The sequence below is a fragment of the Mycobacterium florentinum genome, assembly GCF_010730355.1.
GTDB classification, from domain to species: Bacteria; Actinomycetota; Actinomycetes; order Mycobacteriales; family Mycobacteriaceae; genus Mycobacterium; species Mycobacterium florentinum.
In genome coordinates this window covers 2,886,000-2,912,417 of the sequence record NZ_AP022576.1, presented here as the reverse complement: position 1 = coordinate 2,912,417, position 26,418 = coordinate 2,886,000, and the positions used below count along the sequence as shown (strand labels likewise).

Annotated in this window: 30 protein-coding genes; 23 read left to right on the top strand and 7 right to left on the bottom strand. The window is 67.7% G+C overall.

All coding sequences use genetic code 11. The features are described 5' to 3' along the window. Positions 1-31 precede the first annotated feature (31 nt). From G6N55_RS13750 to deoC, 6 genes are all read left to right on the top strand, one after another. Positions 32-1,402, top strand: coding sequence for a DUF445 domain-containing protein (locus G6N55_RS13750; RefSeq protein ID WP_085222767.1), 1,371 nt, complete (start codon positions 32-34; stop codon positions 1,400-1,402). Between the two features lie 87 nt (positions 1,403-1,489). Next, positions 1,490-1,897, top strand: a complete 408-nt coding sequence (locus G6N55_RS13745) for a helix-turn-helix domain-containing protein (RefSeq protein WP_085222768.1) — start codon at positions 1,490-1,492, stop codon at positions 1,895-1,897. A gap of 303 nt (positions 1,898-2,200) precedes the next feature. Beyond that, positions 2,201-2,809 carry a heparin-binding hemagglutinin gene (locus G6N55_RS13740; protein ID WP_085223029.1) on the top strand — a complete coding sequence of 203 codons (609 nt, stop codon included), beginning with the start codon at positions 2,201-2,203 and terminating at the stop codon, positions 2,807-2,809. A gap of 72 nt (positions 2,810-2,881) precedes the next feature. Continuing rightward, positions 2,882-3,169, top strand: coding sequence for a DUF2516 family protein (locus G6N55_RS13735; RefSeq protein WP_179968149.1), 288 nt, complete (start codon positions 2,882-2,884; stop codon positions 3,167-3,169). Positions 3,170-3,173: 4 nt separating this feature from the next. Continuing rightward, entirely contained in the window at positions 3,174-3,614 is a 441-nt protein-coding gene (locus G6N55_RS13730; RefSeq protein ID WP_085222769.1) for a DUF2599 domain-containing protein, read from the top strand. Then, entirely contained in the window at positions 3,611-4,279 is a 669-nt protein-coding gene (deoC, locus tag G6N55_RS13725) for a deoxyribose-phosphate aldolase (protein ID WP_085222770.1), read from the top strand. Before G6N55_RS13730 ends, deoC begins: the two co-directional genes overlap by 4 nt. A gap of 10 nt (positions 4,280-4,289) precedes the next feature. On the opposite strand, the gene G6N55_RS13720 is transcribed toward deoC, so the two are convergent. Genes G6N55_RS13720 through G6N55_RS13710 form a run of 3 tightly spaced genes read right to left on the bottom strand, consistent with a single transcriptional unit; the run spans position 4,290 to position 6,644 of the window. Further along, positions 4,290-5,273, bottom strand: coding sequence for an LmeA family phospholipid-binding protein (locus tag G6N55_RS13720; protein ID WP_085222771.1), 984 nt, complete (start codon positions 5,271-5,273; stop codon positions 4,290-4,292). Next, positions 5,270-6,112 carry a carbon-nitrogen hydrolase family protein gene (locus G6N55_RS13715; protein ID WP_085222772.1) on the bottom strand — a complete coding sequence of 281 codons (843 nt, stop codon included), beginning with the start codon at positions 6,110-6,112 and terminating at the stop codon, positions 5,270-5,272. The genes G6N55_RS13720 and G6N55_RS13715 overlap by 4 nt, the downstream gene beginning before the upstream one ends. A gap of 10 nt (positions 6,113-6,122) precedes the next feature. Further along, positions 6,123-6,644 carry a DUF2505 domain-containing protein gene (locus G6N55_RS13710; protein ID WP_085222773.1) on the bottom strand — a complete coding sequence of 174 codons (522 nt, stop codon included), beginning with the start codon at positions 6,642-6,644 and terminating at the stop codon, positions 6,123-6,125. A 26-nt stretch (positions 6,645-6,670) separates the two neighbouring features. On the opposite strand from G6N55_RS13710, the gene G6N55_RS13705 reads away from it, so the two are divergent. After that, entirely contained in the window at positions 6,671-7,753 is a 1,083-nt protein-coding gene (locus G6N55_RS13705) for a UDP-N-acetylmuramate dehydrogenase (protein WP_085222774.1), read from the top strand. Between the two features lie 6 nt (positions 7,754-7,759). Further along, a complete protein-coding gene (locus tag G6N55_RS13700) occupies positions 7,760-9,163 on the top strand; it encodes a L,D-transpeptidase (protein WP_372517615.1) in 1,404 nt (467 codons plus the stop codon). On the opposite strand, the gene G6N55_RS13695 is transcribed toward G6N55_RS13700, so the two are convergent. Then, positions 9,147-9,896 carry an SDR family oxidoreductase gene (locus tag G6N55_RS13695; RefSeq protein WP_085222775.1) on the bottom strand — a complete coding sequence of 250 codons (750 nt, stop codon included), beginning with the start codon at positions 9,894-9,896 and terminating at the stop codon, positions 9,147-9,149. The two genes, G6N55_RS13700 and G6N55_RS13695, sit on opposite strands and share 17 nt — an antisense overlap. A 178-nt stretch (positions 9,897-10,074) precedes the next feature. On the opposite strand from G6N55_RS13695, the gene G6N55_RS13690 reads away from it, so the two are divergent. From G6N55_RS13690 to regX, 6 genes are all read left to right on the top strand, one after another. Then, positions 10,075-11,382 (top strand): ROK family transcriptional regulator, encoded by a 1,308-nt coding sequence (locus G6N55_RS13690; RefSeq protein WP_232079001.1) that lies wholly within the window; start codon positions 10,075-10,077, stop codon positions 11,380-11,382. A gap of 48 nt (positions 11,383-11,430) precedes the next feature. After that, positions 11,431-12,765: a D-inositol-3-phosphate glycosyltransferase gene (gene mshA / locus G6N55_RS13685; RefSeq protein ID WP_085223031.1), complete on the top strand. Its 1,335-nt coding sequence runs from the start codon at positions 11,431-11,433 to the stop codon at positions 12,763-12,765. Then, positions 12,762-13,298, top strand: a complete 537-nt coding sequence (locus G6N55_RS13680; RefSeq protein WP_085222777.1) for a type III secretion system chaperone family protein — start codon at positions 12,762-12,764, stop codon at positions 13,296-13,298. The genes mshA and G6N55_RS13680 overlap by 4 nt, the downstream gene beginning before the upstream one ends. A 12-nt stretch (positions 13,299-13,310) precedes the next feature. Next, a complete protein-coding gene (locus G6N55_RS13675; RefSeq protein ID WP_085222778.1) occupies positions 13,311-14,060 on the top strand; it encodes a phosphoglyceromutase in 750 nt (249 codons plus the stop codon). A gap of 162 nt (positions 14,061-14,222) precedes the next feature. Beyond that, complete coding sequence (locus G6N55_RS13670) at positions 14,223-15,452, top strand: sensor histidine kinase (RefSeq protein WP_139826874.1); 1,230 nt, start codon at positions 14,223-14,225, stop codon at positions 15,450-15,452. After that, complete coding sequence (gene regX, locus G6N55_RS13665) at positions 15,449-16,132, top strand: two-component sensory transduction protein RegX (RefSeq protein ID WP_085222780.1); 684 nt, start codon at positions 15,449-15,451, stop codon at positions 16,130-16,132. The genes G6N55_RS13670 and regX overlap by 4 nt, the downstream gene beginning before the upstream one ends. 58 nt (positions 16,133-16,190) lie before the next feature. Here regX and G6N55_RS13660 read toward each other — a convergent pair whose 3' ends face one another. The 3 genes from G6N55_RS13660 to G6N55_RS13650 form a co-directional block, all read right to left on the bottom strand. Continuing rightward, positions 16,191-16,661 (bottom strand): NUDIX hydrolase, encoded by a 471-nt coding sequence (locus G6N55_RS13660; protein ID WP_085222781.1) that lies wholly within the window; start codon positions 16,659-16,661, stop codon positions 16,191-16,193. A gap of 109 nt (positions 16,662-16,770) precedes the next feature. Then, on the bottom strand, positions 16,771-17,706 hold the full coding sequence (locus tag G6N55_RS13655) for a hypothetical protein (protein ID WP_085222782.1): 936 nt from the start codon (positions 17,704-17,706) through the stop codon (positions 16,771-16,773). A 31-nt stretch (positions 17,707-17,737) separates the two neighbouring features. Then, positions 17,738-18,523 carry a hypothetical protein gene (locus G6N55_RS13650; RefSeq protein WP_085222783.1) on the bottom strand — a complete coding sequence of 262 codons (786 nt, stop codon included), beginning with the start codon at positions 18,521-18,523 and terminating at the stop codon, positions 17,738-17,740. Positions 18,524-18,697: 174 nt separating this feature from the next. On the opposite strand from G6N55_RS13650, the gene G6N55_RS13645 reads away from it, so the two are divergent. The 9 genes from G6N55_RS13645 to G6N55_RS13605 all read left to right on the top strand — a co-directional run bounded on the left by G6N55_RS13645 (position 18,698) and on the right by G6N55_RS13605 (position 26,347). Beyond that, positions 18,698-19,714, top strand: coding sequence for a Ppx/GppA phosphatase family protein (locus tag G6N55_RS13645; RefSeq protein WP_085222784.1), 1,017 nt, complete (start codon positions 18,698-18,700; stop codon positions 19,712-19,714). A 77-nt stretch (positions 19,715-19,791) separates the two neighbouring features. After that, complete coding sequence (locus G6N55_RS30460) at positions 19,792-20,772, top strand: hypothetical protein (RefSeq protein WP_456299226.1); 981 nt, start codon at positions 19,792-19,794, stop codon at positions 20,770-20,772. A gap of 15 nt (positions 20,773-20,787) precedes the next feature. After that, positions 20,788-21,630, top strand: a complete 843-nt coding sequence (locus G6N55_RS13635; protein WP_085222786.1) for a sugar phosphate isomerase/epimerase family protein — start codon at positions 20,788-20,790, stop codon at positions 21,628-21,630. A gap of 25 nt (positions 21,631-21,655) precedes the next feature. Beyond that, the gene (locus G6N55_RS13630; RefSeq protein WP_085222787.1) at positions 21,656-22,480 is read left to right on the top strand and encodes a thioesterase family protein; all 825 of its coding nucleotides are present in this window, start codon (positions 21,656-21,658) and stop codon (positions 22,478-22,480) included. A 36-nt stretch (positions 22,481-22,516) separates the two neighbouring features. Next, positions 22,517-23,395 carry a pyrroline-5-carboxylate reductase gene (gene proC / locus G6N55_RS13625; protein ID WP_179968148.1) on the top strand — a complete coding sequence of 293 codons (879 nt, stop codon included), beginning with the start codon at positions 22,517-22,519 and terminating at the stop codon, positions 23,393-23,395. A 140-nt stretch (positions 23,396-23,535) separates the two neighbouring features. After that, complete coding sequence (locus G6N55_RS13620; RefSeq protein ID WP_085222789.1) at positions 23,536-23,790, top strand: cell division/environmental response transcriptional regulator; 255 nt, start codon at positions 23,536-23,538, stop codon at positions 23,788-23,790. Positions 23,791-23,973: 183 nt separating this feature from the next. Next, positions 23,974-24,075 carry a 30S ribosomal protein bS22 gene (locus tag G6N55_RS13615; RefSeq protein WP_003402602.1) on the top strand — a complete coding sequence of 34 codons (102 nt, stop codon included), beginning with the start codon at positions 23,974-23,976 and terminating at the stop codon, positions 24,073-24,075. Positions 24,076-24,158: 83 nt separating this feature from the next. Beyond that, positions 24,159-25,286, top strand: coding sequence for an SDR family oxidoreductase (locus G6N55_RS13610; protein ID WP_085222790.1), 1,128 nt, complete (start codon positions 24,159-24,161; stop codon positions 25,284-25,286). Continuing rightward, the gene (locus G6N55_RS13605) at positions 25,268-26,347 is read left to right on the top strand and encodes a lysophospholipid acyltransferase family protein (protein WP_139826875.1); all 1,080 of its coding nucleotides are present in this window, start codon (positions 25,268-25,270) and stop codon (positions 26,345-26,347) included. The genes G6N55_RS13610 and G6N55_RS13605 overlap by 19 nt, the downstream gene beginning before the upstream one ends. The last annotated feature ends 71 nt before the right edge of the window (positions 26,348-26,418 follow it).

Here is a 26,418-nt window from a genome sequence, read left to right as displayed (position 1 = left end):
ACACTAACTGGCCCGAGCGATACATGATGGTGTGGTGGCACATAGAGCCGAGGCATCGGGTTCGGCCGGTTCGCGGCAGGAGCCGAGTGCGCCGACGGCCGCGGCGGACCGGACTCGTACGTCCTTCGCGGAATCATTCGCCGGCGCCGATCCCGAGGCGGACGCGCAGCGGCGGGTGGGGCTTCGCCGGATGAAGTTGGTGGCGCTGAGCTTCTTGGTCGGCGCCACCGTGGTGTTCCTGGCGTGCCGATGGGCGCAGGCACACGGCAGCGTGGGCGCCTGGGTCGGCTACGTCGGCGCGGCCGCCGAGGCGGGCATGGTGGGTGCCCTGGCGGACTGGTTTGCGGTAACGGCGTTGTTCAAGCATCCGCTGGGCATACCGATCCCGCACACCGCGATCATCAAGCGGAAGAAGGACCAGCTCGGCGAGGGCCTGGGCACCTTCGTCCGGGAGAACTTCTTGTCGGCGGAAGTGGTCGAGACCAAGCTGCGCGACGCCCAGGTGCCGGGGCGGCTCGGCAAATGGCTCTCGGAGCGGTCGCACGCCGAGCGGGTGGCCGGCGAGGCCGCAACGGTGCTGCGCGTCCTCGTCGAGCTGCTGCGCGACGAGGACGTCCAGCAGGTGATCGACCGGATGATCGTACGGCGCATCGCCGAACCCCAGTGGGGGCCACCGGTCGGCCGGGTGCTGGCCACGCTGCTCGCCGAGAACCGGCAGGAAGCCCTGATCCAGTTGCTCGCCGACCGGGCCTTTCAGTGGTCGCTGAACGCGGGCGAGATCATCCAGCGCGTGGTCGAGCGTGATTCTCCGACCTGGTCACCGCGATTCATCGACCATCTCGTCGGAGACCGCATCCACCGCGAGCTGATGGACTTCACCGACAAGGTGCGCCGCAACCCGGACCACGAGTTGCGGCGTTCGGCGACCCGGTTCCTGTTCGAATTCGCCGACGATCTGCAACATGACCCGGACACCATCGCGCGCGCCGACGCGATCAAAGAGCAGCTGATGGCGCGTGACGAGATCTCCAATGCCGCCGCGACGGCGTGGACAACACTGAAGCGGCTGGTGCTCGAGGGCGTCGACGATCCCTCCAGTACGTTGCGCACCCGCATCGCGGACACCGTCGTCCGCATCGGGGAGTCCTTGCGCGACGACGCGGAGCTGCGCGACAAAGTCGACAGCTGGATCGTGCGGGCCGCCCAGCATCTGGTCTCGCAGTATGGGGTCGAGATCACCGCGATCATCACCGACACGATCGAACGCTGGGATGCCGAGGAGGCGAGTCGGCGGATCGAACTGCATGTGGGCCGTGACCTGCAATTCATCCGGATCAACGGAACCGTGGTCGGATCGCTGGCCGGGCTGGTCATCTACACGATCGCGCAGCTGTTCTTCTAGGGGTGCTAACTAGTGCTTGCAAATGCAAGCACATTTCCGTACGCTCTGTACCTGTCAAGGTCGGCCATCGGACCCAAGGAGCACGCAATGCCACCGGAGGAGACTCTCTCCGCCAAGGTGTCTACCGCGGCTTCCGACATCGGCAGCTTCATCAGAAGCCAGCGCGAACTCGCGCAGGTTTCGGTGCGCCAACTCGCGGAGCTGGCCGGTGTCAGCAATCCCTATCTGAGCCAGGTTGAGCGCGGACTGCGCAAACCTTCTGCCGACGTGCTCAGTCAGATCGCCAAAGCGCTGCGGGTTTCCGCCGAGGTCCTTTACGTGCGGGCCGGGATTCTCGAGCCGAGCGATAAGAGCCAAGTGCGTGACGCGATCATCACCGACACGGCGATCACCGAGCGTCAGAAGCAGATTCTGCTCGAGATCTACGCCTCATTTGCCCAGCAAAACGAATCGATCCATGAGGAGAGTTCGACCGAACCCGACAACCACGAGTGAGGTAGCCCGGCCGGGCCGGCTCAGCTGCGGAATCGCCTGAGCTCACGTTGGTGACGTATATCCCGACGGCCGCTGGGTTACCCGGAAGGGAAGGATGCACCGATTCCCAGGCGCGGCGCTGCGCCGAAATCACTCGATCGTCAACCCGACCCGACCAACCAGGAGGTTTCCCGGCAAGTCGCGTGCCATGTCAATCCGCGGGTCTTGACTACTCCTCGCAGGAGGAGCCGACGCTTGCCTCGACTTCCAAACCAAACACTTCCACAAACCTGAGAACGACAACCAACCATGAAAGGAAACACCATGGCTGAAAACACCAACATCGAAGAATTGCGGGCGCCGCTGCTGGCGGCCCTGGGCGCTGCGGACCTGGCCCTGGCCACCGTGAACGAGCTCATCAGCAACCTGCGTGACCGCGCCGAGGACACCCGCACCGACACCAAGAGCCGGGTCGAGGAGAGCCGCGCTCGCATCGCCAAGCTGCAGGAGGACCTGCCCGAGCAGTTCACCGAGCTGCGCGAGCGTTTTACCCCCGAGGAGCTGCGCAAGGCTGCCGAGGGCTACCTGGACGCGGCGACCAACCGCTACAACGAGCTGGTCGAGCGGGGCGAGGCCGCCCTGCAGCGGCTGCGCAGCCAGCGGCCGTTCGAGGAGACCACGGCGCGTGCCGAGGGTTACGTCGACCAGGCTGTCGAGCTGACGCAGGAAGCGCTGGGCACCGTCGCCACCCAGACCCGCGCGGTCGGCGAGCGTGCGGCCAAGCTGGTCGGCATCGAGTTGCCCAAGAAGGTCGAGTCGGCCGGTAAGGCTCCGGCCAAGAAGGCTCCGGCCAAGAAGGCTCCCGCGAAGAAGGCCCCGGCCAAGAAGGCTCCGGCCAAGAAGTCGGCGGCCAAGAAGGTCACCCAGAAGTAGTTCGGATTCCGGGTTGCCCTTCGGGGCAACTCGGATTCGACGTTTACGACGGCCCCCACATACCCTTAAGGCGTGAGCCAAGCCGTGGGTACCGTCATGTTGGTCTTGCAGATCGCCGTCCTGGTGATGGCGGTGTACGCGTTCATCCATGCGGCGATGCAGCGATCCGACGCCTACACCGCGGCGGAGAAGCTGACCAAGCCGGTGTGGCTGGTGATCCTGGGCCTGGCCGTCGCGTTGACATCCATCCTGAGCTTCGTTTTCGGCGTGCTCGGAATGGCCATCTCGGCCTGCGCGGCCGGCGTGTATCTGGTCGACGTGCGGCCGAAACTCCTTGAAATTCAGGGCAAGTCACGCTGAGGCGATGAAGGCTCTGCTGGCCGTATCCGCGGCCGCGGTGGTCGCGCTGCTGTCCGTCGCGCCGGTGACCGGCACGGCGTTGGCCGATCCCGGCACCGGCGAGGTCAACGCCGCCGGCCCGCCGTACGTCGATCACACCGCATGGGAGCGGTGGGGACAGCTGTCCAGCCTGCGGGTTTTTCCGACGCCATCCGGGCGGCTGGCCTCCAGGCAACCCGGCACAATGGGCGCGGCCGACGAGGCCTGGGCCGAGGTGCTGGCGATGGCGCCGGACGCCGACACGCCCGGCATGCGGTCGCAATTCCTCTGCCACTGGCAATTCGCCGAAATGGCGCAACCCGGCAAGACCAGCTGGAACCTCGAACCGTGGCGACCCGTCGTCGACGACGCCGAGATGGTCGCGTCCGGTTGCAATCCCGGCGGCCCGGAAGAATCGTTCTCGTGACGCTTAGCCGAGAACAGCTGGCCGCGCTCGTCGACCACACCCTGCTCAAACCCGAGGCCACCGACGCCGACGTGGTCGCGCTGCTCAAGGAAGCCGCGGACCTGGACGTCTACGCGGTGTGTGTATCCCCGTCGATGGTCCCGGTCGCCGCGGCGGCCGGCGGGGTGCGGGTGGCGACGGTGGCCGGGTTTCCGTCCGGCAAGCACGTCTCCGCGATCAAGGCGCAAGAAGCCGCCCAGGCGGTGGCATCCGGTGCGAGCGAAGTCGACATGGTCATCGACGTCGGTGCCGCGCTGGCCGGCGAGCTGGATGCGGTGCGCTCCGACATCGCGGCGGTGCGCGCCGCAGTGCCCGATTCCGTACTCAAGGTGATCGTGGAATCGGCTGTGTTGCTTGGTGATTCGGACGGGCGCACGCTGATCGACGTGTGCCGGGTCGCCGAGGATGCCGGCGCTGACTTCGTCAAGACCTCGACCGGGTTTCACCCCGCGGGCGGGGCGTCGGTGCGGGCCGTCGCACTGATGGCCGGTACCGTCGGCGGTCGCCTCGGGGTCAAGGCCAGCGGCGGTATTCGCACCACCGCCGACGCGCTCGCGATGGTCGACGCGGGGGCGACCAGGCTCGGCCTATCCGGTACCCGGGCTGTCCTCGACGGACTCGGTTAAAGCCCGGCGCCTAGATGTTGGCGAAGCAGGAGTCGTTGGTCTCGCCGGCGGGGATGGTGGCGTTCCGGGTGGAAAAGTGGCTCGTCACGCCGGTCGATGTCACCTGCACGCTGTCCGCGTGAATCCCCAGCGGGTAATCGGCGGTCAGTTTCGCGGTGTAGGCGTCCAGTGTCGACTGGACGCTTTCGCGGGGCATGGTGAAGCCCAACGCGTTGAAGCTCTGAATCTGCAGCTGAATTCCCTTACCGGACACCACGGGCTTGGTCGTGATGTTGTCCAGCATTCCCTTCAGCTCGATGGTGCCGTCGGCGGGATGAGTCGTCACGCTGTTGGTGACGAACGGGCCCAGCACCGGTATCGCGTTCTGCACCGAGTCCTTGATGCCTTCACTCGTCCAGGTGATGGTCGCGTCGAGCGAGCCGATGGTGCCCTTGGACGAGGAGGTCTTGTCCAGCTTCACGTCTTTGATGCTGATCTCGATCTTCATGCCCTTGGCATCGCGGATCTGGTTGCCCGCCGTCGACACCGAGATGTTGGTGAAATGCTGGGTGGCGAGCTGCCACAGCAGCAGCGGCGCGACCCCGAACGACGCGGTGGCCTGATCCTGGACCTCGCATGCGACCGCCTCGGCGACCTTGGTGTCGGCCACGTGGCGGGCGTACAACTCGCCGCCGATCAGCCCCGCGATGAGCAGCGACACCACGATGATGCAGATCAGAACGATGGACAACGGGTCGCGGAATCTCTTCTTCTTCGCCGGTTCCGGCTCCGGGCCGGGGGCCGCGATCCGCTCCGTGGGAGGCGCCGGCGGGGTAGGCGGCGGTGCCGGCGGGGTGGGCAGCGGTGCATAGCCGGCCTGCTGCGTGTCCGCACCGGCCGGGTATTGCAGCCGCTCGGTTGGGCGCTCAGTGGGGGGTGGGCCGAACGGGCCTTGATCCCCGCCAGGAGGCCACGATGACGGGCCCTCGTTCGGTGGTCCTGGTGGGTTCGTCACCCAACCGATTCTGCCCTATTGCTACGAGCAAAGTCAGACTGGTTGCGGAGCACCGCGATGTTGTCCCGGGCCTTCGCGACCTTGGCGACGTCGATGTCGGCGATCACCAACTGCGGGTCGGCGCCGGCCGAGGCGACCACCTCGCCCAGCGGGGAGGCCACCAGACTGCCGCCCACCCCCGTCGGCGCGCCCGACGACGAGCCCGAGCCGCCCAGTGTGTCACCGGGATCGGCCTGACCGGTCGCGGCGACGTAGCTCATCGAGTCCAGCGCGCGGGCGCGGGCCAGCAGCGTCCACTGCTCGAGTTTTCCGGGACCCGAACCCCAGGACGCGCAGACGGCGATGAGCTGGGCACCACGGCGGGCCAGCTCGGTGTAGAGCTCCGGAAAGCGGATGTCATAGCAAACGGTCAGCCCCACCCCGACCCCATCGACCGTGATCACCACGGGTTCGCGGCCCGGCGCGACGGTGCGCGACTCGGTGAAGCCGAACGCGTCGTAGAGGTGGATCTTGTCGTAGTGGGCGTCCGGCTGGTTGGGTGTGCCCGGCCCGGTCGCGATAAGCGTGTTCGTCACGCGCCCGTCGCCGGCCGGGGTGAACATGCCGGCGATCACCGTGACGCCGGAGTCGGTCGCGATCTGCCGGACGCCGTCCGCCCATGGCCCGTCGACGGGCTCGGCGACCGGGGCCAGCGGAACGCCGAACCGGCACATGGTCGCTTCGGGAAACACCACGAGCGTCGCGCCGGCGTCGGCGGCGCGGGCGGTGTAGTCGCGCACCTGCTGCAGATTCGCCGCCGGATCGCTGCCACTGAGCATCTGGGCCAAGGCGATTCGCATGACCGCCAGCTTAGGAGTTGTTGGTGATCCATTCGGTGGTGAAGCGTTGTTCCCGGCTCACCAGATCCGCCAGATGGGTGCCGATGATGTTCTCCACCTTGCCGCCGATCAGCGGAATCCGTACGTGGATGCTGACCCGGAACGTCAGGCGGGCGCCGCCGCGAGCAATGGGCGTCAGCTCGGCGGTGCCCGAAACGTCCACCGGGGTGTCCACGATCGAGCCCTTGATGGACGCCGTGGCGATGCCGTCGGTCACCGGCCCCCACATCTCTTCGCGTCTGAAGTAGAGATCGCCGCGGTGCAGCTGGGTGACCATCGCGGGCAGGTTGTGGCTGTGCACCTCCTGCAGCGTCACCACTTCGATGGTGCCGTCGGCCCCGGATTCACCACCGACGCGGATCGATTCCAGCCGCGCTTCGTCGACCGGAATGTCGGCCAGCCGGGCCCGCCAGTAGTCGGCCTCAGCGAACGCCCGATGCAGTTCTTCGACGCTGTCCTCGTAGTCCGCAGACAAGTCGAATGAGCGGGGCATAGCAGGTCAGGCTACCGTTACGGGCCATGAAAGCCAGCGATGCCGGATCCGTCCTCGCTGGTGCGCGCGTCGCCGAGGCGGTGCCGTTGGCGCCGTTGACGACTTTGCGGGTCGGGCCGATCGCGCGACGCCTGATCACCTGCACCAGCAGCGAACAGGTGGTCGCTGTGCTGGCCGAGCTGGACGCGGCCCGCGACGGGCCGGTGCTGGTGTTCGCCGGCGGGTCCAACCTGGTGATCGCCGACGACCTGACCGACCTGACCGCGGTGCGGTTGGCCGCTCGCGGGATCACCGTCGACGGCAACCTGGTGCGCGCCGAGGCCGGCGCGGTCTGGGACGACGTCGTCGTCGCGGCCATCGAGCACGGCCTGGGCGGGCTGGAGTGCCTATCCGGCATCCCGGGATCGGCCGGGGCCACCCCGGTGCAGAACGTCGGCGCCTACGGCGCGGAGGTGTCCGACACCATCACTCGGGTGCGGGTGCTCGATCGCGCCAGCGGCGAGGTGCGCTGGATGCCCGGCGGCGAGCTGGGGTTCGGCTATCGCACCAGCATGTTCAAGCGCGACCAGCAGGTCCCCGGCGTGGTGCTGGAAGTCGAGTTCGCCCTGGACGATTCGGGCCGCAGCGCGCCCCTGCGCTACGGCGAGCTCACGGCGGCACTGAACGCCGCCAGCGGTGAGCGCGCCGACCCGCGCGCGGTCCGCGCGGCGGTGCTGGCCCTGCGCGCCCGCAAGGGCATGGTGCTCGACGCGGGCGACCACGACACCTGGAGCGTGGGTTCGTTCTTCACCAACCCGGTGGTCGCCCCGGAGGTCTACGAGTCGCTGGCCGGCCGCACCGACGGGCCGGTGCCGAACTACCCGGCGCCCGACGGCGTCAAGCTGGCCGCCGGCTGGCTGGTGGAGCACGCGGGCTTCGGCAAGGGCTATCCCGACGACCCGGCCGCGCCCTGCCGGTTGTCCACCAAGCATGCGCTCGCCCTGACCAACCGCGGCAATGCCACCTCCGCCGACGTGATCGCGCTGGCGCGCACCGTCCGCGACGGGGTCCGCGACGTGTTTGCCATCACACTGGAGCCCGAACCCGTGCTGCTCGGCTGCGAGCTGTAGCTGTGAATTTGGTATAACTGCAGGCTTTCGCGACTTGTCGTGGCGGAATCCGTGTCGCTCCTGCCGGTATCTTTGGGTGTCGTGAGCACATCCCCCGACCAGCCGCCGATTAATCGGCGAGTGGCTTTGGCGGCCCTCGGGCTTGGGGTGTTCGCGCCGAGCGTGCTGGCCGCCTGTAGCGGCACCACGACCAAGCAAGCGCAGAAGAACAACGAGCAGTCGGCGCCGAATCTGAAATACCAGCCCGCCGATGGCGCCGCCGACGTGGCTCCCATCGCGCCGGTCAGCGTCGTGGTCACCGACGGCTGGTTCCAGAAGGTGGCGCTGACGAATTCGTCCGGCAAGGTCGTGGCCGGTGCGTTCAACTCCGACCGCACCGTCTACACGACGACCGAGCCGTTGGGCTACGACGCCAGCTATACCTGGAGCGGGTCGGTCGTGGGCCACGACGGCAAGACCGTTCCGGTTACCGGCAAATTCACCACCGTCGCGCCCAGCAAGAAGATCGACGGCGGCTTCCAGCTGGCCGACGGCCAGACCGTGGGCGTCGCCGCGCCGATCATCATCCAGTTCGACGCGCCGATCAGCGACAAGGCCGCCGTCGAGAAGGCGCTGACCGTCACCACCAACCCGCCCGTGGAGGGCAGCTGGGCCTGGCTGCCCGACGAGCAGCAGGGTGCCCGCGTCCACTACCGCCCGCGCGAGTACTACCCGGCGGGCGCCACCGTCAACGTCGACGCCAAGCTCTACGGCCTGCCGTTCGGCGACGGCGCCTACGGCCAGCAGGACATGTCGTTGAAGATCCAGATCGGGCGCAAGCAGGTGGTCAAGGCCGAGGTGTCGTCGCACCGGATCCAGGTCATCACCGACGCCGGCGTGATCATGGACTTCCCGTGCAGCTACGGAGAGGCCGACAAGGCCCGCAACGTGACCCGCAACGGCATTCACGTCGTCACCGAGAAGTACGCCGACTTCTACATGTCCAACCCCGCGGCCGGCTACAGCCATGTGCACGAACGCTGGGCGGTGCGGATCTCCAACAACGGCGAGTTCATCCACGCCAACCCGATGAGCGCCGGTGCGCAGGGCAACACCAATGTCACCAACGGCTGCATCAACCTGTCGACCGAAGATGCCGCGGAGTACTACCCCACGGCGATGTACGGCGACCCGGTCGAGGTGACCGGCAGCTCGATCCAGCTGTCCTACTCCGACGGCGACATCTGGGACTGGGCCGTCGATTGGGACACCTGGGTGGCCATGTCGGCGCTGCCGCCGCCCAATGCGCACCCGCCGGCCAGTCAGATCCCCGTCACCGCGCCGGTCACACCGTCGACCGCGCCGAGTCTGTCGGGGACCCCGACGACCACCACGACGACTACGTCGTCGTCGCCTAGCCCCGGCGGTTAAACCGCATCGTGCTGGCCTGGTCGCGCGGCTTGAGGACGATCAGGTCCAAGTCGACGTGCGAGGGCCGCGAGGCCACGAACCCGATCACTTCGGCCACGTCGGCCGCCGTCAGCGGCGTGATGCCGGCATAGACCGAATCCGCGCGCTGCCGATCGCCGTCGAAACGCACCAGCGAGAACTCGGTTTCGACTGCGCCCGGGGCGATTTCGGTGAGCCGCACCGGCTTTCCCAGTAGTTCGCCGCGCAGCGTGCGGTGCAGGGCGCCCTGCGCGTGCTTGGCCGCGGTGTAGCCGGCGCCGCCGTCGTAAACCTCGAGCGCGGCCACCGAGGTGACGGTGATGATCAGGCCGTCGCCGGAGTCGACCAGCTTGGGCAGCAGCGCGCGGGTGACCCGCAGCGTGCCAAGCACGTTGGTCTCCCACATCCAGCGCCAGTGCTCGAGGTCGGTGTCGGCGACGGGCGCCAATCCGCGCGCACCCCCGGCGTTATTGACCAGGACATCGACCCGGCTCAATTTGCCGGCGAGAGTCTCGACGGCAGCATCGTCTGTGACGTCAGCCACAATTGCGGTGCCGCCGATCTCTTTCGCGAGGGCATTTATCCGGTCCGCGCGCCGCGCCACTGCGACGACGTGAAACCCAAGAGCGGCAAGGGTTTTGGCGGTCGCTTCGCCGATCCCGGAACTGGCACCGGTCACTACCGCGACCCGCTGATGCGCATTATTTGAACTCACTGAGACAACTCTAATAAACGTGCTAAATTCCTGAGGTGCACCACAGCGCCCTGTTCAACAACACTGCCGCGTGTCTTTGCGCGGCATGTGCGTGTTGTTGCCGCGCACTTTGCCGCGCCTGAACCCAAAAACAGGTTGTGGCCGAGACCGGCCATCGGAATTCGGACAAAGGACGCTCGTGCGCTCGACTTCTCTCACCCACCCCCATCATTCGCCCAGCCGTAAGGGCCACCTGCGGCTGCACCGCCAGATCCTGCCGCCGTCGCTGCACATCTCCGACTCCGCCGCGGCCTCGGTCTTCCGGGCGGTCCGATTGCGCGGCCCGGTCGGCCGCGACGTCATCGCCGGGGTCACCTCGCTGAGCATCGCGACGGTGAACCGGCAAGTCATCGCCCTGCTCGACGCGGGACTACTGCGCGAGCGCGCCGACCTGGCGGTCTCCGGAGCCATCGGACGCCCCCGGGTGCCGGTGGAGCTCAACCACGAGCCGTTCGTGACGCTGGGCATCCACATCGGCGCGCGGACCACCAGCATCGTGGCCACCGACCTGTTCGGCCGCACGCTGGACACGGTGGAGACGCCGACGCCGCTGAGCCCCCCGGCGGCCGCGCTGACCTCGCTGGCCGAGAGCGCCACCCGCTACCTGCGGCGCTGGCATCGCCGGCGTCCGCTGTGGGTCGGGGTGGCCATCGGTGGCACCGTCGACGGTGCCACCGGCCATGTCGACCACCCGCGGTTGGGCTGGCGGCAGGCGCCGGTGGGACCGGTGCTGGCCGACGCCTTGAGCCTGCCGGTGTCGGTGGCATCGCACGTCGACGCGATGGCCGGCGCCGAGCTGCTGCTGGGCATGCGGCGGTTCGCGCCCAGCTCGCCGACCAGCCTCTACGTCTACGCCCGCGAGACCGTAGGCTACGCGCTGGTGATCGGCGGGCGGGTGCACTGCCCGTCCAGCGGTCCGGGCACCATCGTCGGCCTGCCGGCCCACTCCGAGCTGCTCGGCGGTACCGGAGCGCTGGAGTCCACGGTCAGCGACGAGGCCGTGCTGGCCGCGGCGCGCCGGCTGCGAATCCTCCCGACGGCGCCCCCGGGCCAGGCCAACGGCTCCGCCACCGGCATCACCGATCTGGTGCGGATAGCCCGGGCCGGAAACCAGCAGGCCAAGGATCTGCTCGCGGAGCGGGCCCGGGTGCTGGGTGAAGCGGTCGCGCTGCTGCGCGACCTGCTCAATCCCGACGAGCTGGTGGTCGGTGGGCAGGCCTTCACCGAATATCCGGAGGCGATGGAGCAGGTGGAGGCCGCGTTCGCCGAGCGCTCGGTGCTGACACCGCGCGACATCCGCGTCACCGCATTCGGCAACCGGGTGCAGGAGGCCGGAGCGGGCATTGTGTCGCTGGGCGGCCTGTACGCCGATCCGCTGGGTGCGATGCGCCGCGCCGGGGTGATCGGCTCCCGGATGCCGGAAATCGCCGACGAGTCTTCTGCCTGACGCGAACGGCTTGGGCTGGCCCCCGGGTCGTGCTGTAAAGATGAAGTGGTGCGGCACGACGACGTCCTCCTGTTGAACGATCCGCGCCGGGTCGCGCTATTGGCAGTGCACACCTCGCCCCTGGCTCAACCGGGCACCGGCGACGCCGGCGGGATGAACGTGTACGTCCTGCAAAGTGCACTGCATCTGGCACGGCGGGGGATCGAGGTGGAGATCTTCACCCGGGCCACCGCGTCGGCCGACCCGCCGGTCGTCGAGGTCGAGCCCGGCGTGCTGGTGCGCAACGTGGTGGCGGGGCCGTTTGAGGGCCTGGACAAATACGACCTGCCCACTCAGCTGTGCGCGTTCGCGGCCGGAGTGCTGCGTGCCGAGGCGTCGCATGAACCCGGCTACTACGACATTGTGCACTCGCACTACTGGCTGTCCGGACAGGTCGGCTGGCTGGCCCGCGACCGTTGGGCGGTGCCGCTGGTGCACACCGCGCACACGCTGGCCGCGGTCAAGAACGCGGCGCTGGCCGCGGGTGACGCGCCCGAGCCGCCGCTGCGCACGGTGGGGGAGCAGCAGGTCGTCGACGAGGCGGACCGGCTGATCGTCAACACCGATGACGAAGCACGGCAATTGTTTTCGATCCACCATGCCGATCCGGGACGAATCGACGTGGTCCACCCCGGCGTCGACCTCGACGTGTTCCATCCGGGTGATCGCCGCGCGGCCCGCGCCGCATTGGGGCTGGCGCTCGACGAGCAGATCGTGGCGTTCGTCGGACGGATCCAGCCGCTGAAGGCACCCGACATCGTGCTGCGGGCGGCGGCGAAACTGCCGGGGGTGCGCATCGTGGTGGCCGGCGGGCCGTCGGGCAGCGGCCTGGCCACCCCGGACGGATTGGTTCGCCTCGCCGACGAATTGGGTATCACCGAGCGGGTGACCTTTCTGCCGCCGCAATCGCGGGAGAACTTAGCAATACTGTTCCAGGCCGCGAATCTTGTTGCGGTGCCCAGCTATTCGGAGTCGTTCGGCTTGGTTGCCGTCGAGGCGCAGGCGTGCGGGACGCCGGTGGTAGCGGCCGCGGTCGGCGGGCTGCCGGTGGCGGTGCGCGACGGTGTCACCGGCTCGCTGGTGTCCGGGCATGACGTCGACGACTGGGCCCACGCGCTGGGCGAGCTGCTGCAACTGGACGCCACACCGCAGGGCTCGGCGATGCGCCGGGCCGCCGCTGCGCACGCGGCGACGTTCTCCTGGGAGAACACCACCGACGCGCTGCTGGCCAGCTATCGGCGCGCCATCGGCGACTTCACCGCCGCGCGCCAGCGCCGGGTTCGCGACCGGGTAGCGGCGCGCAGACCGCGCCGCTGGACACCGCGCCGCGGGGTGGGCGCATGAGCTCGTCAGTGCAGCAGGTGATCGAGCACGCCCTGGATGCCAGCGAGCTGACGTACTCGAAACACGAAGGCGCACATGGCGGATTGCCCGGGCTCATCGTCGAATTGCCCGGCGAGCGCAAGCTCAAGACCAACACCGTCCTGAGCATCGGTGAGCACTCGGTACGCATCGAAGCGTTCGTGTGCCGCAAGCCCGACGAGAACCACGAAGGCGTCTACCGATTCCTGCTGAAGCGCAACCGCCGGCTCTACGGGGTGGCGTACACGCTGGACAACGTCGGCGACATCTATCTGGTCGGCCGGATGTCGCTGGCGTCGGTCGACGCCGACGAAATCGACCGGGTGCTGGGGCAGGTACTCGAAGCGGTGGATTCGGACTTTAATACCTTGCTGGAGTTGGGTTTTCGATCGTCGATCCAGAAAGAATGGGATTGGCGCGTTTCGCGTGGCGAATCGCTGAAGAATCTGGAGGCCTTCGCCCACCTGATCGACGACGATGGCGACTCTCACGATGAAGGCGGCGCCCGGCCGTGAAATGCTAGGCCAATGGGAGACACCGCGACGCTGATACTGCTTCGCCACGGCGAAAGCGAATGGAACTCGCTGAACCTGTTCACCGGATGGGTCGACGTCGGCCTCACCGAAAAGGGCCGGGCCGAAGCCGTGCGCAGCGGCGAGCTGCTGACCGCGCACAACCTGCTGCCCGACGTGCTCTACACCTCGCTGCTGCGGCGTGCGATCACCACCGCGCACCTGGCGTTGGACGCCGCCGACCGGCTGTGGATCCCGGTGCAGCGCAGCTGGCGGCTCAACGAACGCCACTACGGGGCGCTGCAGGGTCTGGACAAGGCCGAAACCAAGGCCCGCTACGGCGACGAGCAGTTCATGGCCTGGCGGCGCAGCTACGACACCCCGCCGCCGCCGATCGAGAAAGGCAGCGAATTCAGCCAGGATGCCGACCCGCGGTACGCCGATATCGGCGGCGGCCCGCTCACCGAATGCCTGGCCGACGTGGTGGTGCGTTTTCTGCCGTATTTCACCGACGTGATCGTCCCGGATTTGCGCTTCGGCAAGACGGTGCTGATCGTCGCCCACGGCAACTCGCTGCGCGCCCTCGTCAAGCATCTCGACCAGATTTCCGACGACGAGATCTCCGAGCTGAACATTCCGACCGGCATTCCGCTGCGCTACGACCTGGACGCCAACTTGCGCCCGGTGGTACCCGGCGGTACCTACCTCGATCCGGAGGCGGCGGCGGCCGGCGCCGCGGCGGTAGCCAGCCAGGGTGCCCGGTAGGATTGCGGGGCGGCCTGAAATGGGCCGCTTTCGCGCGCGAAAAGCCTGTTTGCCAAATTTCGCATGAACGACAGCCGAACACCTGTAGCGGAAGTTGTGACTTGTCCGATTTTGGCCTCGTTCCGCTAGGGCTGCGTTCACCGGATTTGTAGGATTTTGTTCGTGACTGTGTTCTCGGCGCTGTTGCTGGCCGGGGTCTTGTCCTTGCTGGCGCTGGCCGTCGGAGTGGCGGCCGGCACTCAGTTGTCCGCACGTGTGGTGCGACGCCGCCAGCGAGTGGCCACCGAGTCGACCGGGATCACCGTCGCGCAGATGCTGCAGCAAATCGTCACCCTGATGCCGCTGGGCGCGGCGGTGGTGGATTCGCACCGCGACGTCGTCTACCTCAACGAGCGGGCCAAGGAACTGGGCCTGGTGCGCGATCGGCAGCTCGACGACCAGGCCTGGCAAGCGGCGCAGCAGGCGCTGGGCGGTGACGTCGTCGAATTCGACCTACAGCCCGGCAAGCGCGGGGCGGCCGGGCGGTCCGGGATCTCGGTGCACGGGCAGGCAACCCTGTTGAGTGAGGAAGACCGCCGGTTCGCCGTGGTCTTCGTCCACGACCAGTCCGATCACGCGCGCATGGAGGCCACCCGGCGCGACTTCGTGGCCAACGTCAGCCACGAGCTCAAGACTCCGGTCGGCGCGATGGCGCTGCTCGCCGAGGCCCTGCTGGCGTCGGCGGACGACTCCGAAACCGTGCGCCGGTTCGCCGAAAAGGTCCTGATCGAGGCCAACCGGCTGGGGGACATGGTCGCCGAGCTGATCGAACTCTCCCGGCTGCAGGGTGCCGAGCGGTTGCCGAACGTGATTGCTGTCGAGGTCGATACCGTTGTGGCCGAAGCGATTTCGCGTCACAAAGTGGCCGCCGACAACGCCAAGATCGAGGTTCGCACCGACTCGCCCACCGGATTGCGGGTGTTGGGGGATCAAACGCTACTCGTGACCGCATTGGCCAATCTGGTCTCCAATGCGATCGCTTATTCGCCGCCGGGGTCACCGGTGTCGATCAGCCGCCGCCGTCGTGGCGACAACATCGAGATCGCGGTGACCGACCGCGGGATCGGGATTGCGCTAGAAGACCAGGAGCGGGTCTTTGAGCGGTTTTTCCGGGGGGACAAGGCGCGGTCGCGAGCCACCGGCGGCAGTGGGCTGGGGCTGGCGATCGTCAAACACGTTGCGGCCAATCACGACGGCAGCATCGGCGTGTGGAGCAAGCCTGGAACCGGTTCGACGTTCACGTTGTCCATCCCGGCCTATCAGGACACCGAGGGCGACGAAGAAACCGAGCAACCCCGGGCTCGCGAAGCGCGGCCCAACAGGTCCCAACGAGAGGAAGAACTAAGTCGATGACCAGTGTGCTGATCGTGGAGGACGAGGAGTCGCTTGCCGATCCACTGGCCTTCCTGCTTCGCAAGGAAGGCTTCGAAGCCACCGTGGTGACCGATGGGTCAGCGGCGCTGTCCGAGTTCGACCGTGCCGGCGCGGACATCGTGCTGCTTGATCTGATGCTGCCGGGCATGTCGGGCACCGACGTGTGCAAGCAGCTGCGCGCTCGCTCCAGCGTGCCGGTGATCATGGTCACGGCTCGGGACAGCGAGATCGACAAGGTGGTCGGCCTGGAGCTCGGCGCCGATGACTATGTGACCAAGCCCTATTCGGCGCGGGAGTTGATCGCCCGGATCCGGGCGGTGCTTCGCCGCGGCGGCGACGACGACTCCGAGATCAGCGACGGCGTGCTGGAGTCCGGCCCGGTTCGCATGGACGTCGAGCGGCACGTCGTGTCGGTGAACGGAGACGCTATCACGTTGCCGCTCAAGGAATTTGACTTGCTCGAATACCTGATGCGCAACAGCGGGCGGGTGCTCACCCGCGGACAGCTGATCGATCGGGTCTGGGGCGCGGACTACGTCGGCGACACCAAGACGCTCGACGTCCACGTCAAGCGCCTGCGGTCCAAGATCGAAGCCGACCCGGCCAACCCGGTGCACCTGGTGACGGTTCGCGGGCTGGGCTACAAGCTCGAGGGGTAGCCCGCTCGCCGGGCCCGCTTTCGTTGGCGCTCAGTGGTTTTCGCTGGGCGTGTAGGCGCTATTGCGTATCGAAGACGGTTCGGTCGTCATCTCGCGCGCTCAACTCGATGCGCCGGCGCATGTTGTCTGTCATCGGCGGCAGCTCGTCGAGGTCGAACCACCTCGCCTCGGTGCACTCGTCGTCGGCCGCGAACGGTTCGCCGGAAAGCCAGTCCATCCGGAATACGAGATCCAGATACTGGGCGTGATCACCGTTGGGGTGCACGGTCGGCGGCAACACGTGGACCCATGCGAGCCTGACCGCCCGCGCGTGGACGTCGGCTTCTTCGAGCACTTCCCGAACAGCGCAGTCCGCCGGGTCTTCGCCGGGCTCCAGAATGCCGGTCACCGCTGTCCAGGCGCCATTGTCGGACCGCTTGACCAGCAGAACCTTGCGGTCGTGAATCGTGACGGCGGTGACCCCGGTCAACCACAACGGCGCATGGCCGATCGCGCGACGCAGCTCGACGATGAAGTCGGGGATCGGCACCCGTCGTTCCTAACACGAATGTGCGTCTACAGCACCGAGTGTGCACCCAGGGCGGCGACGCGCCGAGTGAGCCCACCGTGGCCTCACACTCGACGCCCGGAACGCACGCTCAGCGCAAACCGACCTCGGCATGTCCCAGCACCGACCAACTGTGGTCGACGACCCGGCTGCGGCCCTTGCGGTGACTGATCTCGATGTGAATGTCGGCCTGCTCGGTGTTGGTGCACACCGCGACGGCCCCGTCGGGATCGGTGTATCGCAGACTCACACACCTTTCCTCCGGCTGATCGACCCGGATGGACACATCGCGGCTGCCGATGCGCCCCTTCAGTTCCCAGTGCTGCAGGCCAAGCGTCGTGCGCATCCGAAGCGACGGGAAAGGGCTTGCGGGCCAATCCTTTCCGTCGATCCGGAAGCGGATGAACGCCATCGGCGCGAGCCTGCGTAGCCCCGGCTTGTGCGACACGGCGGTGACCACTTCCAGGACATCGCCGTCGCCGAGGTCGGCGTGGATCCACCCCCAGCGCTTGGCGTTGCCGTGCCCGTAGATGTGGGCGACGGCACCGTGCCAGCCGTCGACGCGGGTCGTGGTGTCGTCGATGGTCAGCGATCCGGCGAAGTCGGCGGCGGGTGCGAGCACCACTTGGGCGCCGGGCAGCAGCTCGCGCTCCCAGGCCACCCGGGGAAACGTCCACAACGGCCTACCGGTGTCCGTCCAGGACAGTTCCCAGCGCAGCGACCCGGCCCGTCCGGTCAGCCCGTCGGGCCCCACCCCTAGGCCCCCGGCGTCGAACCAGGCCGGACCGGTCGCGGGTGCGGCGGGCTCGGGGCCGAACCGTTCGGTGCGCGGCGGGCCATCGGGCGGAAACCAGCTCACCCAGCCATGCGCATAGGGGCCGCCGCCTTGAGTCGGGGCGACCGTCTCGCCGTGAATCCACACGCCGGCCCGCGTCACCGGATCCGACAGGGTGGCGTACCAGACCTCCAGCCGCCCGGCCTCACCCTTCCAACGTGGGGCCGCCGCCAAGCGAACTTCCTCTTTCATTGGCCTACCTCCGGGCGCCCGGCGGGTGCGGCTACTCCGCGATCCGGGTGGCGGGGTGCACCGCGATGAGCCCTAATTGGCTGCGGCGCTTGCACATTGCCGCCAATTCGGCGTAGGCCTTGGCGCCGAGTAGTTCGGCGAGCTCGTCGGCCAGGCTTTCCCACACCTGCTTGGCGCCGACATGCGCGGCCGGATCGCCGGTGCAATACCAGTGCAAGTCGGCGCCACCGGACCCCCAGCCGCGGCGATCGTATTCGGTGATCCAGGTCTTCAGGATTTCCGTGCCGTCGGGCCGGGTTATCCACTCCTGGCTGCGCCGGATCGGCAACTGCCAGCAGACCTCGGGTTTCATCGTCAGCGGCGGCACGCCCAGCTTGAGGGCCTTGCTGTGCAGGGCGCAGCCAACGCCGCCGGCAAAGCCGGGCCGGTTCAAGAAAATGCACGCGCCCTTGTATTTGCGGGTGCGGTGCTGGGGCTGGCCTTCGTGCTCGTCGAGTTCGAGGTAACCCTTACGGCCCAAACCCTTTTCGCGATATTGCCAGTCGGCGTCGGTGAGTTGTTTGACCGCGTCGTCCAAGCTGGCGCGGTCGTCGTCGTCGGACAGGAATGCGCCGTGCGAGCAACAGCCGTCGTCGGGGCGGCCCTCGACCGTGCCGCGGCACGCCGGCGTGCCGAACACGCACGTCCAGCGCGACAGCAACCAGGTGAGGTCGGCCGCGATCAGGTGCTCCGGATTGTCCGGATCGAAGAACTCCACCCATTCACGGGCAAAATCCAATTCAACTTCCTGCCCAGGCTCGGGGTGCGAATTCGCCACGGATGCAACGTTAGACCAAAATTCGTGTCCACCGACCCGCTGACACTCGCGCCCGTGCGCGCGTGGATAAGCCGATCTTGAATTGCCCCGGGATCGCGGGGCCCGAGATCAGATTGTTGTGCTCCTGCGCGGGGCGCAACTCAAACCGCATCGCCGTCCCGCTAGTTTGTTTTCGTGCGATTAGGCGTGCTCGACGTGGGTAGCAACACGGTGCATCTGCTGGTGGTCGATGCCCACCGCGGCGGGCACCCCACCCCGATGAGTTCGACGAAGGCCACCTTGCGGTTGGCCGAGGCCACCGACAGCTCGGGCAAAATCACCAAGCGCGGCGCCGAAAAGCTGACCTCCACGATCGACGAGTTCGCCAAGATCGCCGTCAGCTCCGGTTGTGCCGAGCTGATGGCTTTCGCCACCTCCGCGGTCCGCGACGCCGAGAATTCCGACGACGTGCTGACCCGGGTGCGCAAGGAGACTGGCGTCGAGTTGCAAGTGCTGACCGGGGTCGACGAGTCGCGGCTGACCTTCCTGGCGGTGCGCCGCTGGTATGGGTGGAGCGCCGGGCGAATCATCAACCTCGACATCGGCGGCGGCTCGCTGGAGCTGTCCAGCGGCGTCGACGAGGAACCCGAAGTCGCGCTGTCGCTGCCGCTGGGGGCGGGGAGGTTGACCCGCGAGTGGCTGCCCGACGACCCGCCCGGGCGGCGCCGGGTGGCGATGCTGCGCGACTGGCTGGACACCGAGCTGGCCGAGGCCAGCGAAGCGGTGCTGGATGCGGGCAGCCCCGAACTCGCGGTGGCGACGTCGAAGACGTTCCGCTCGCTGGCCCGGCTCACCGGTGCGGCGCCATCGGCCGCCGGACCGCGAGTGAAGCGAACGCTGACCGCCAACGGCCTCAGGCAACTCATATCTTTCATCTCTAGGATGACCACCGCTGACAGGGCGGAATTGGAAGGAGTCAGCGCCGAGCGGGCGCCGCAGATCGTGGCGGGCGCTTTGGTGGCGGAGGCGAGTATGCGAGCGCTGTCGATAGAAACAGTGGATATCTGCCCGTGGGCGTTACGGGAAGGTCTCATCTTGCGCAAGCTCGACAGTGAAGCCGACGGAACCGCGCTCGTCGAGACTCCGGTGCGCAATGCTGGAGGTCAGGCAGTTGATCGGAACGCCCACCGATCGAGAGGCGACAAATCATGACCGGATCACACTCCGAGACCGAAAGCCCCGGTACTCGGCCAATCTCGGTGGCCGAGCTGCTGGCCAGGAACGGAACCATCGGCGCCCCGGTGGGCACCCGCCGGCGCCGCCGCCGCCGCCGCGGCGACGGCGACACGGTCACCGTCGCCGAGCTGACCGGCGAGATTCCCGTCATCCGCGAGGACGAGCACCACGAACACGACGAGACGACACACGAGGCCAACGGCGCGGTCGGCGTCGCCGAACCCGAGGCCGAAGCGGCGCGCCAACCCGTCGCGGAGCACGTGGTGGCCGAACCCGTCACTGAGGACCGGCCCAAGCCCGCATCCCGACCCGAGCCGCGGTGGCCCAAGTCGCCGCCGCAGCCGCCCCGGGTGGGGCCCGAGCGCAGCGCCTACCCGCGGCCCACGCGCCGCCCCGACGCAGCAGAAGCCGAGCAGCCGGCCGAGCCCGCCGGCAAGCCCGCGGCATCCTCCGGCGCCGAGGACATGAGCCCGGATCCGCTGGAGCAATACGCCGACATCCCCGTCGACGTCATGGACTCCGACGTGCGCGAAGCCGAACCCGCGACCGAGGATTCCGCCTACGTACGCTCCTACCTGCAGACTTCGGATTCGACCCTGTTCGGTGGACAGACCCTCGCCGACGAGGTGGCGCGGCGGCGCAGCGACGAGCGCGAGGGCGCCGACGCGGACTCGCTGGCCGTCGCACCGGCGCCCGCCGAGCAGCACGCCGCCGTCGAGGCGCCCCGCACCGACCAGCCCAAGGACGCCCACCCGGCGCCCGGCAAACTCGAGGCGCTCTGGCGCGGCAGCCTGATCGTGTTGCAGTCGATTCTGGCCGTCGTATTCGGCGCCGGGCTGTTCATCGCGTTCGACCAACTGTGGCGATGGAACAGCCTGGTGGCCCTGGTGCTGTCGGTGCTGGTCATCCTCGGCCTGGTGGCCGGGGTGCGGGTGGTACGCAAAACCGAGGACATCGCGAGCACACTGATCGCGGTCGCCGTCGGTGCGTTGATCACCTTGGGACCGCTGGCGCTATCGATGCAGTCCACCTAGGCGCCACCCGCAACAGTGCGCCCAGCAATCAAGGTCGGCCTGTCCACGGCCTCGGTCTATCCGTTGAGGGCCGAGGCCGCGTTCGAGTACGCGTCCAGGCTCGGCTACGACGGGGTCGAGCTGATGGTGTGGAGCGAGTCGGTCAGCCAGGACATCGCGGCCGTCAAGAAGCTGTCGCGGCGGTATCAGGTGCCGGTGCTGTCGGTCCACGCTCCCTGCCTGCTGATCTCGCAGCGGGTGTGGGGTTCCAACCCGATCCCCAAGCTGGAACGCAGCGTGCGGGCCGCCGAGCAACTCGGCGCGCAGACCGTCGTCGTGCATCCGCCGTTCCGCTGGCAGCGGCGCTACGCCGAGGGATTCAGCGAGCAGGTGACGAAGCTGGAAGCGTCCAGCGACGTGATGGTCGCGGTGGAGAACATGTTCCCGTTTCGGGCGGACCGGTTCTTCGGGTCCGACCAGTCGCGGGAACGGATGCGCAAGCGCGGCGGCGGCCCGGGACCGGCGATTTCGGCGTTCTCGCCGTCCTACGACCCGCTGGACGGCAACCACGCGCACTACACGCTGGACCTGTCGCACACCTCGACGGCCGGCACCGACGCCCTGGAGATGACCGAGCGAATGGGCGCGGGGCTGGTGCATCTGCATCTGTGCGACGGCAGCGGCCTGCCCGCCGACGAGCATCTGGTACCGGGGCGCGGCACCCAACCCACCGCCCAGGTGTGCCAGATGCTGGCCGCCGGCCATTTCGCCGGCCATGCCATCCTCGAGGTCTCCACCTCGAGCGCGCGCTCGGCCAGCGAACGCGAGGCCATGCTCGCCGAATCGCTGCAGTTCGCCCGCACGCATCTGCTGCGATGACTGCCCCTTTAGCCCTCAGGAGACCATGACCGCGCTATTCACCACCGCAATGCAGCTGCGGGAGATCGATCCGGGTGTATTCGAGGGAGAGCTCGACAAGCACTGGACAATCGGGCCCAAGGTGCACGGCGGCGCGATGCTGGCGCTGTGTGCCAACGCCGCGCGTCACGCCTGCGCCGAGGCGGGGCACGAGCCGGTCGCGGTGTCGGCGAGCTTTCTGTGGGCGCCCGACCCGGGGACGATGCGGGCGGTGACCTCGATCCGCAAGCGCGGCCGCCGGATCAGCGTCGTCGACGTCGAACTCGTCCAGGGCGATCGCACCGCGGTCCACGCCGTGGTCAACCTCGGCGAGCCGGAGCACTTTCCGCCCGGCGGCGACACGGCGCCGCTGTTGTCGGCGAACCCGGTCCTGGGCCTGATGGCGCCGGAACCGCCCGACGACATCGAGCCGATCGGTCCCGGCCACCCACTGGCCGGTCTGGTGCACCTGGGTGAGGGCTGCGATGTCCGGCCCCTGCTGTCCACGATGCGGCCCAGCACCGACGGGCGGCCCCCGGTGCTGCAGATGTGGGCGCGGCCGCGCGACGTCGCTCCTGACGCCCTCTTCGCGCTGATGTGCGGGGATCTGTCGGCTCCGGTGACGTTCGCTGTCGAGCGCACCGGCTGGGCGCCGACGATTCAGCTCACCGCCTTCCTGCGGGCCGTGCCCGCCGACGGCTGGTTGCGGGTGATCTGCACCTGCCTGGAGATCGGGCACGACTGGTTCGACGAGGACCACATCGTCGTCGACAGCCTGGGCCGGCTGGTCGTGCAGTCACGCCAATTGGCGCTGGTGCCCGCGCCCCGGTAGCCCGTAGCAGGCAAGCCGTCTGCGATGCTTTCTCCCGTGGCGAGAATCGCGATCATCGGTGGTGGCAGCATCGGCGAGGCCTTGCTGTCGGGTCTGCTTCGGGCGGGGCGCAAGGTCAAGGACCTGGTGGTGGCGGAACGGGTGCCCGAACGCGCCAAGTACCTGGCCGACACCTATTCGGTGTTGGTGACGTCGTCGCTGGCCGACGCCGTGGACAACGCGGCTTTTATCGTCGTTGCGGTCAAGCCCGCCGATGTCGAGTCGGTGATGGGGGAGCTGACCAAGGCCGCTTCCGCGGCCGAAGGGGACAGCGCCGAGCAGGTTTTCGTCACCGTCGCGGCGGGCATCACGATCGCTTTCTTCGAATCCAAGCTGCCGGCGGGGACTCCGGTGGTCCGGGCGATGCCGAACGCGGCGGCAGTGGTGGGTGCGGGGGTGACCGCGCTGGCCAAGGGCCGCTTCGTCACCGCGCCGCAGCTCGAAGAGGTGACCGCGCTGTTCGACGCCGTCGGTGGCGTGCTGACCGTGCCCGAGTCGCAGATGGACGCGGTGACCGCGCTGTCGGGCTCGGGGCCCGCCTATTTCTTTCTGATGGTCGAGGCGCTGGTGGACGCCGGCGTCGCGGCGGGGCTCAGCCGGGGGGTGGCGACGGACCTGACGGCACAGACGATGGCCGGATCGGCGGCCCTGCTGCTGGAAAGGCTCGATCAAGACAAGGCGCCGGCCGACAGCGAAGCGATGGGAAAGCAGGCTGACGCCACCGCGGCGCAGCTGCGGGCCATGGTGACCTCACCCGGCGGTACCACCGCCGCTGCGCTGCGCGAACTCGAACGAGGGGGCCTGCGGACGGCGGTCGACGCCGCCGTTCAGGCCGCCAAAAACCGCTCTGAGCAGCTAAGAATTACATCGGAATAATTTAAAGATTTCAAAATGATTGTCCCCCACCAGTACCAGTAACCCCACTAGTCCCGCTATTCTCCTTTCTGTATGCCCGTGTGGGTGCCAACGGAGGGGAAGCCGCTGGCATTGCGCGGGCCTGACACGATTGGGTTGCGATGACGTCTACCAACGGGCCATCGGCGCGAGATTCCGCAGGTAAGCCGCGGGACACAGCTCCGGCCGATAGCCAGGCAAGGACACAATTTCTCACCGTCGCCGAAGTGGCGGCCCTGATGCGGGTCTCCAAGATGACGGTTTACCGCTTGGTGCACAACGGAGAGCTGCCGGCGGTGCGGGTTGGCCGGTCCTTCCGCGTGCACGCCAAGGCCGTGCACGACATGCTGGAGACGTCCTACTTCGACGCCGGCTGAGCCACTGCCCGCCGCGAGACGCCGGCGGGACGGATCGGAACCGACGTGTGGGGCGCGGCCATTCCAGTGGTCGCGCGACTGCCGGTTTGGTGTTCGGTGCGGCCCGCCGGGTAAAGTGACCCCGAAGTTTGCAAGCCCTTTAGCAGTCCTTAAGAAGCGGTCACCGGTCAGATAGCGGAGTTCATGGGTTCAGTAATCAAGAAGCGGCGCAAGCGTATGTCGAAGAAAAAGCACCGCAAGCTGCTGCGCCGCACGCGGGTGCAGCGCAGAAAACTTGGCAAGTAAGCCCCGTTTCGCCGCACTCCCGAACTCGCCGACCATCGCGCGGCCATAGCGCCGTAGCTCATCGGGCCCGTTAGGCTGTTCGCGTGGATTCGTCGAACGGGGGCGGCGCCGGGACCGGCGACAACGCGGATAACACGATGCACTACCCCAAGGTGGTGCTGGTTACCGGTGCGTGCCGGTTTCTTGGCGGCTACCTGATTGCTCGGCTGGCGCAGAACCCGCTGATTCAAAGCGTCATCGCGGTGGACGCGATCGCGCCCAGCAAAGACATGCTGCGCCGGATGGGACGGGCCGAGTTCGTCCGCGCCGACATTCGTAATCCCTTCATCGCCAAGGTGATTCGCAACGGCGACGTCGACACGGTGGTGCATGCCGCGGCGGCGTCGTACGCGCCGCGTTCCGGCGGCACGGCCGCGCTCAAGGAACTGAACGTGATGGGCGCGATGCAACTTTTCGCGGCCTGCCAGAAAGCACCCTCGGTGCGACGCGTCGTGCTGAAGTCGACGTCGGAGGTGTACGGGTCGAGCCCACACGACCCGGTGATGTTCACCGAAGACAGCAGTAGCCGTCGCCCGCTGCGCGGCGGTTTCGCCAAAGACTCCCTTGACATCGAGGGATACGTGCGCGGACTGGGCCGGCGCCGGCCCGACATCGCGGTCACGATTCTGCGGCTGGCCAACATGATTGGCCCGGCGATGGACACCACGCTGTCGCGGTATCTGGCGGGGCCGGTGGTGCCGACGATGTTCGGCCGCGACGCGCGCTTGCAATTGCTGCACGAGCAAGACGCGTTGGGCGCGCTGGAGCGGGCGGCGATGGCGGGTAAAGCCGGCACCTTCAATATCGGCGCCGACGGCATCATCATGCTGTCGCAGGCGATCCGGCGCGCGGGCCGGATTCCGTTGCCGGTGCCCGGTTTCGGGGTGTGGGCGCTTGATTCGCTGAGACGAGCTAACCGCTATACCGAGATCAATCGTGAACAATTCAATTACTTGAGCTATGGCCGGGTTATGGACACCACGAGGATGCGCTCCGAGCTCGGCTACCAGCCGAAATGGTCGACGGCGGAAGCTTTTGACGACTACGTTCGCGGTCGCGGCCTGACTCCCATAATCGACCCGCATCGGGTACGCTCCATGGAGGGTCGCGCCATAGCCTTAGCGCAGCGCTGGGGAAGCCGTAATCCAATTCCATGGGGTGGGGTCAGGTAGATATCGTGGCGGGTGAAACCAGAGCGAATGTCATTCCCCTGCACAGTAATCGGGGTCGCGTCGCGGCCCGCCGGAGAGCCGAAGCGTCGCGTCAACATCCTTCGTCGCTGTCCGATCCGCACGTCCATGCGTCGGCCGAACAGCTCGCCGCGGTGGTCCGCGAGATCGACGAGCACCGTCGCGTCGCGGGTGGCACGTCGTCAACTGACGCTCCGCTCAACGAGTTTGCTCAACAGGTCGCCTCGGTCGCCGGATTTTTCCGGCAACGTCTGACGGGCGACTACACCGTCGACGAGTTCGGGTTCGACCCGCACTTCAACAACGCGATCGTTCGGCCGTTGCTGCGATTCTTTTTCAAGAACTGGTTCCGGGTCGAGGTCAGCGGAATCGAGAACCTGCCGGCCGAAGGCGCCGCGCTGTTGGTGGCCAACCACGCCGGGGTGTTGCCGTTCGACGGACTGATGTTGTCGGTGGCGGTGCACGACGAGCATCCGGCGCAGCGGGACATGCGACTGCTGGCGGCCGACATGGTGTTCGACCTGCCCCTGGTGGGCGAGGCGGCCCGCAAGGCCGGTCACACGATGGCGTGCACGACGGACGCGCACCGGCTGCTGGCCGCGGGCGAGCTCACCGCCGTGTTCCCGGAGGGTTACAAGGGGCTGGGCAAGCGCTTCGAGGACCGCTACCGACTGCAGCGGTTCGGACGCGGTGGCTTCGTGACGGCGGCGCTGCGCACCAAGGCGCCGATCATTCCGTGCTCGATCATCGGGTCAGAAGAGATCTACCCGATGCTCACCGACGTGAAGCTGCTGGCGCGGCTGTTCGGGCTGCCCTATTTCCCCGTCACCCCGCTGTTCCCGTTGGCCGGGCCGGCCGGTCTGGTGCCGCTGCCGTCGAAGTGGCGCATCGCGTTCGGTGAGCCGATCTATACGAACGACTACAGCGCGGCAGACGCCGAGGACCCGATGGTCACCTTCGAGTTGACCGATCAGGTGCGCGAGACCATCCAGCAGACGCTGTACCGGTTGTTGGCCGGGCGTCGCAACGTCTTTCTCGGATAGCCTTAGCCTTCTGCCGCGAGCGTAACGCCACGGTGCAAAAATCGGCCGAACTTCGGCGTGGCGTTACGTCC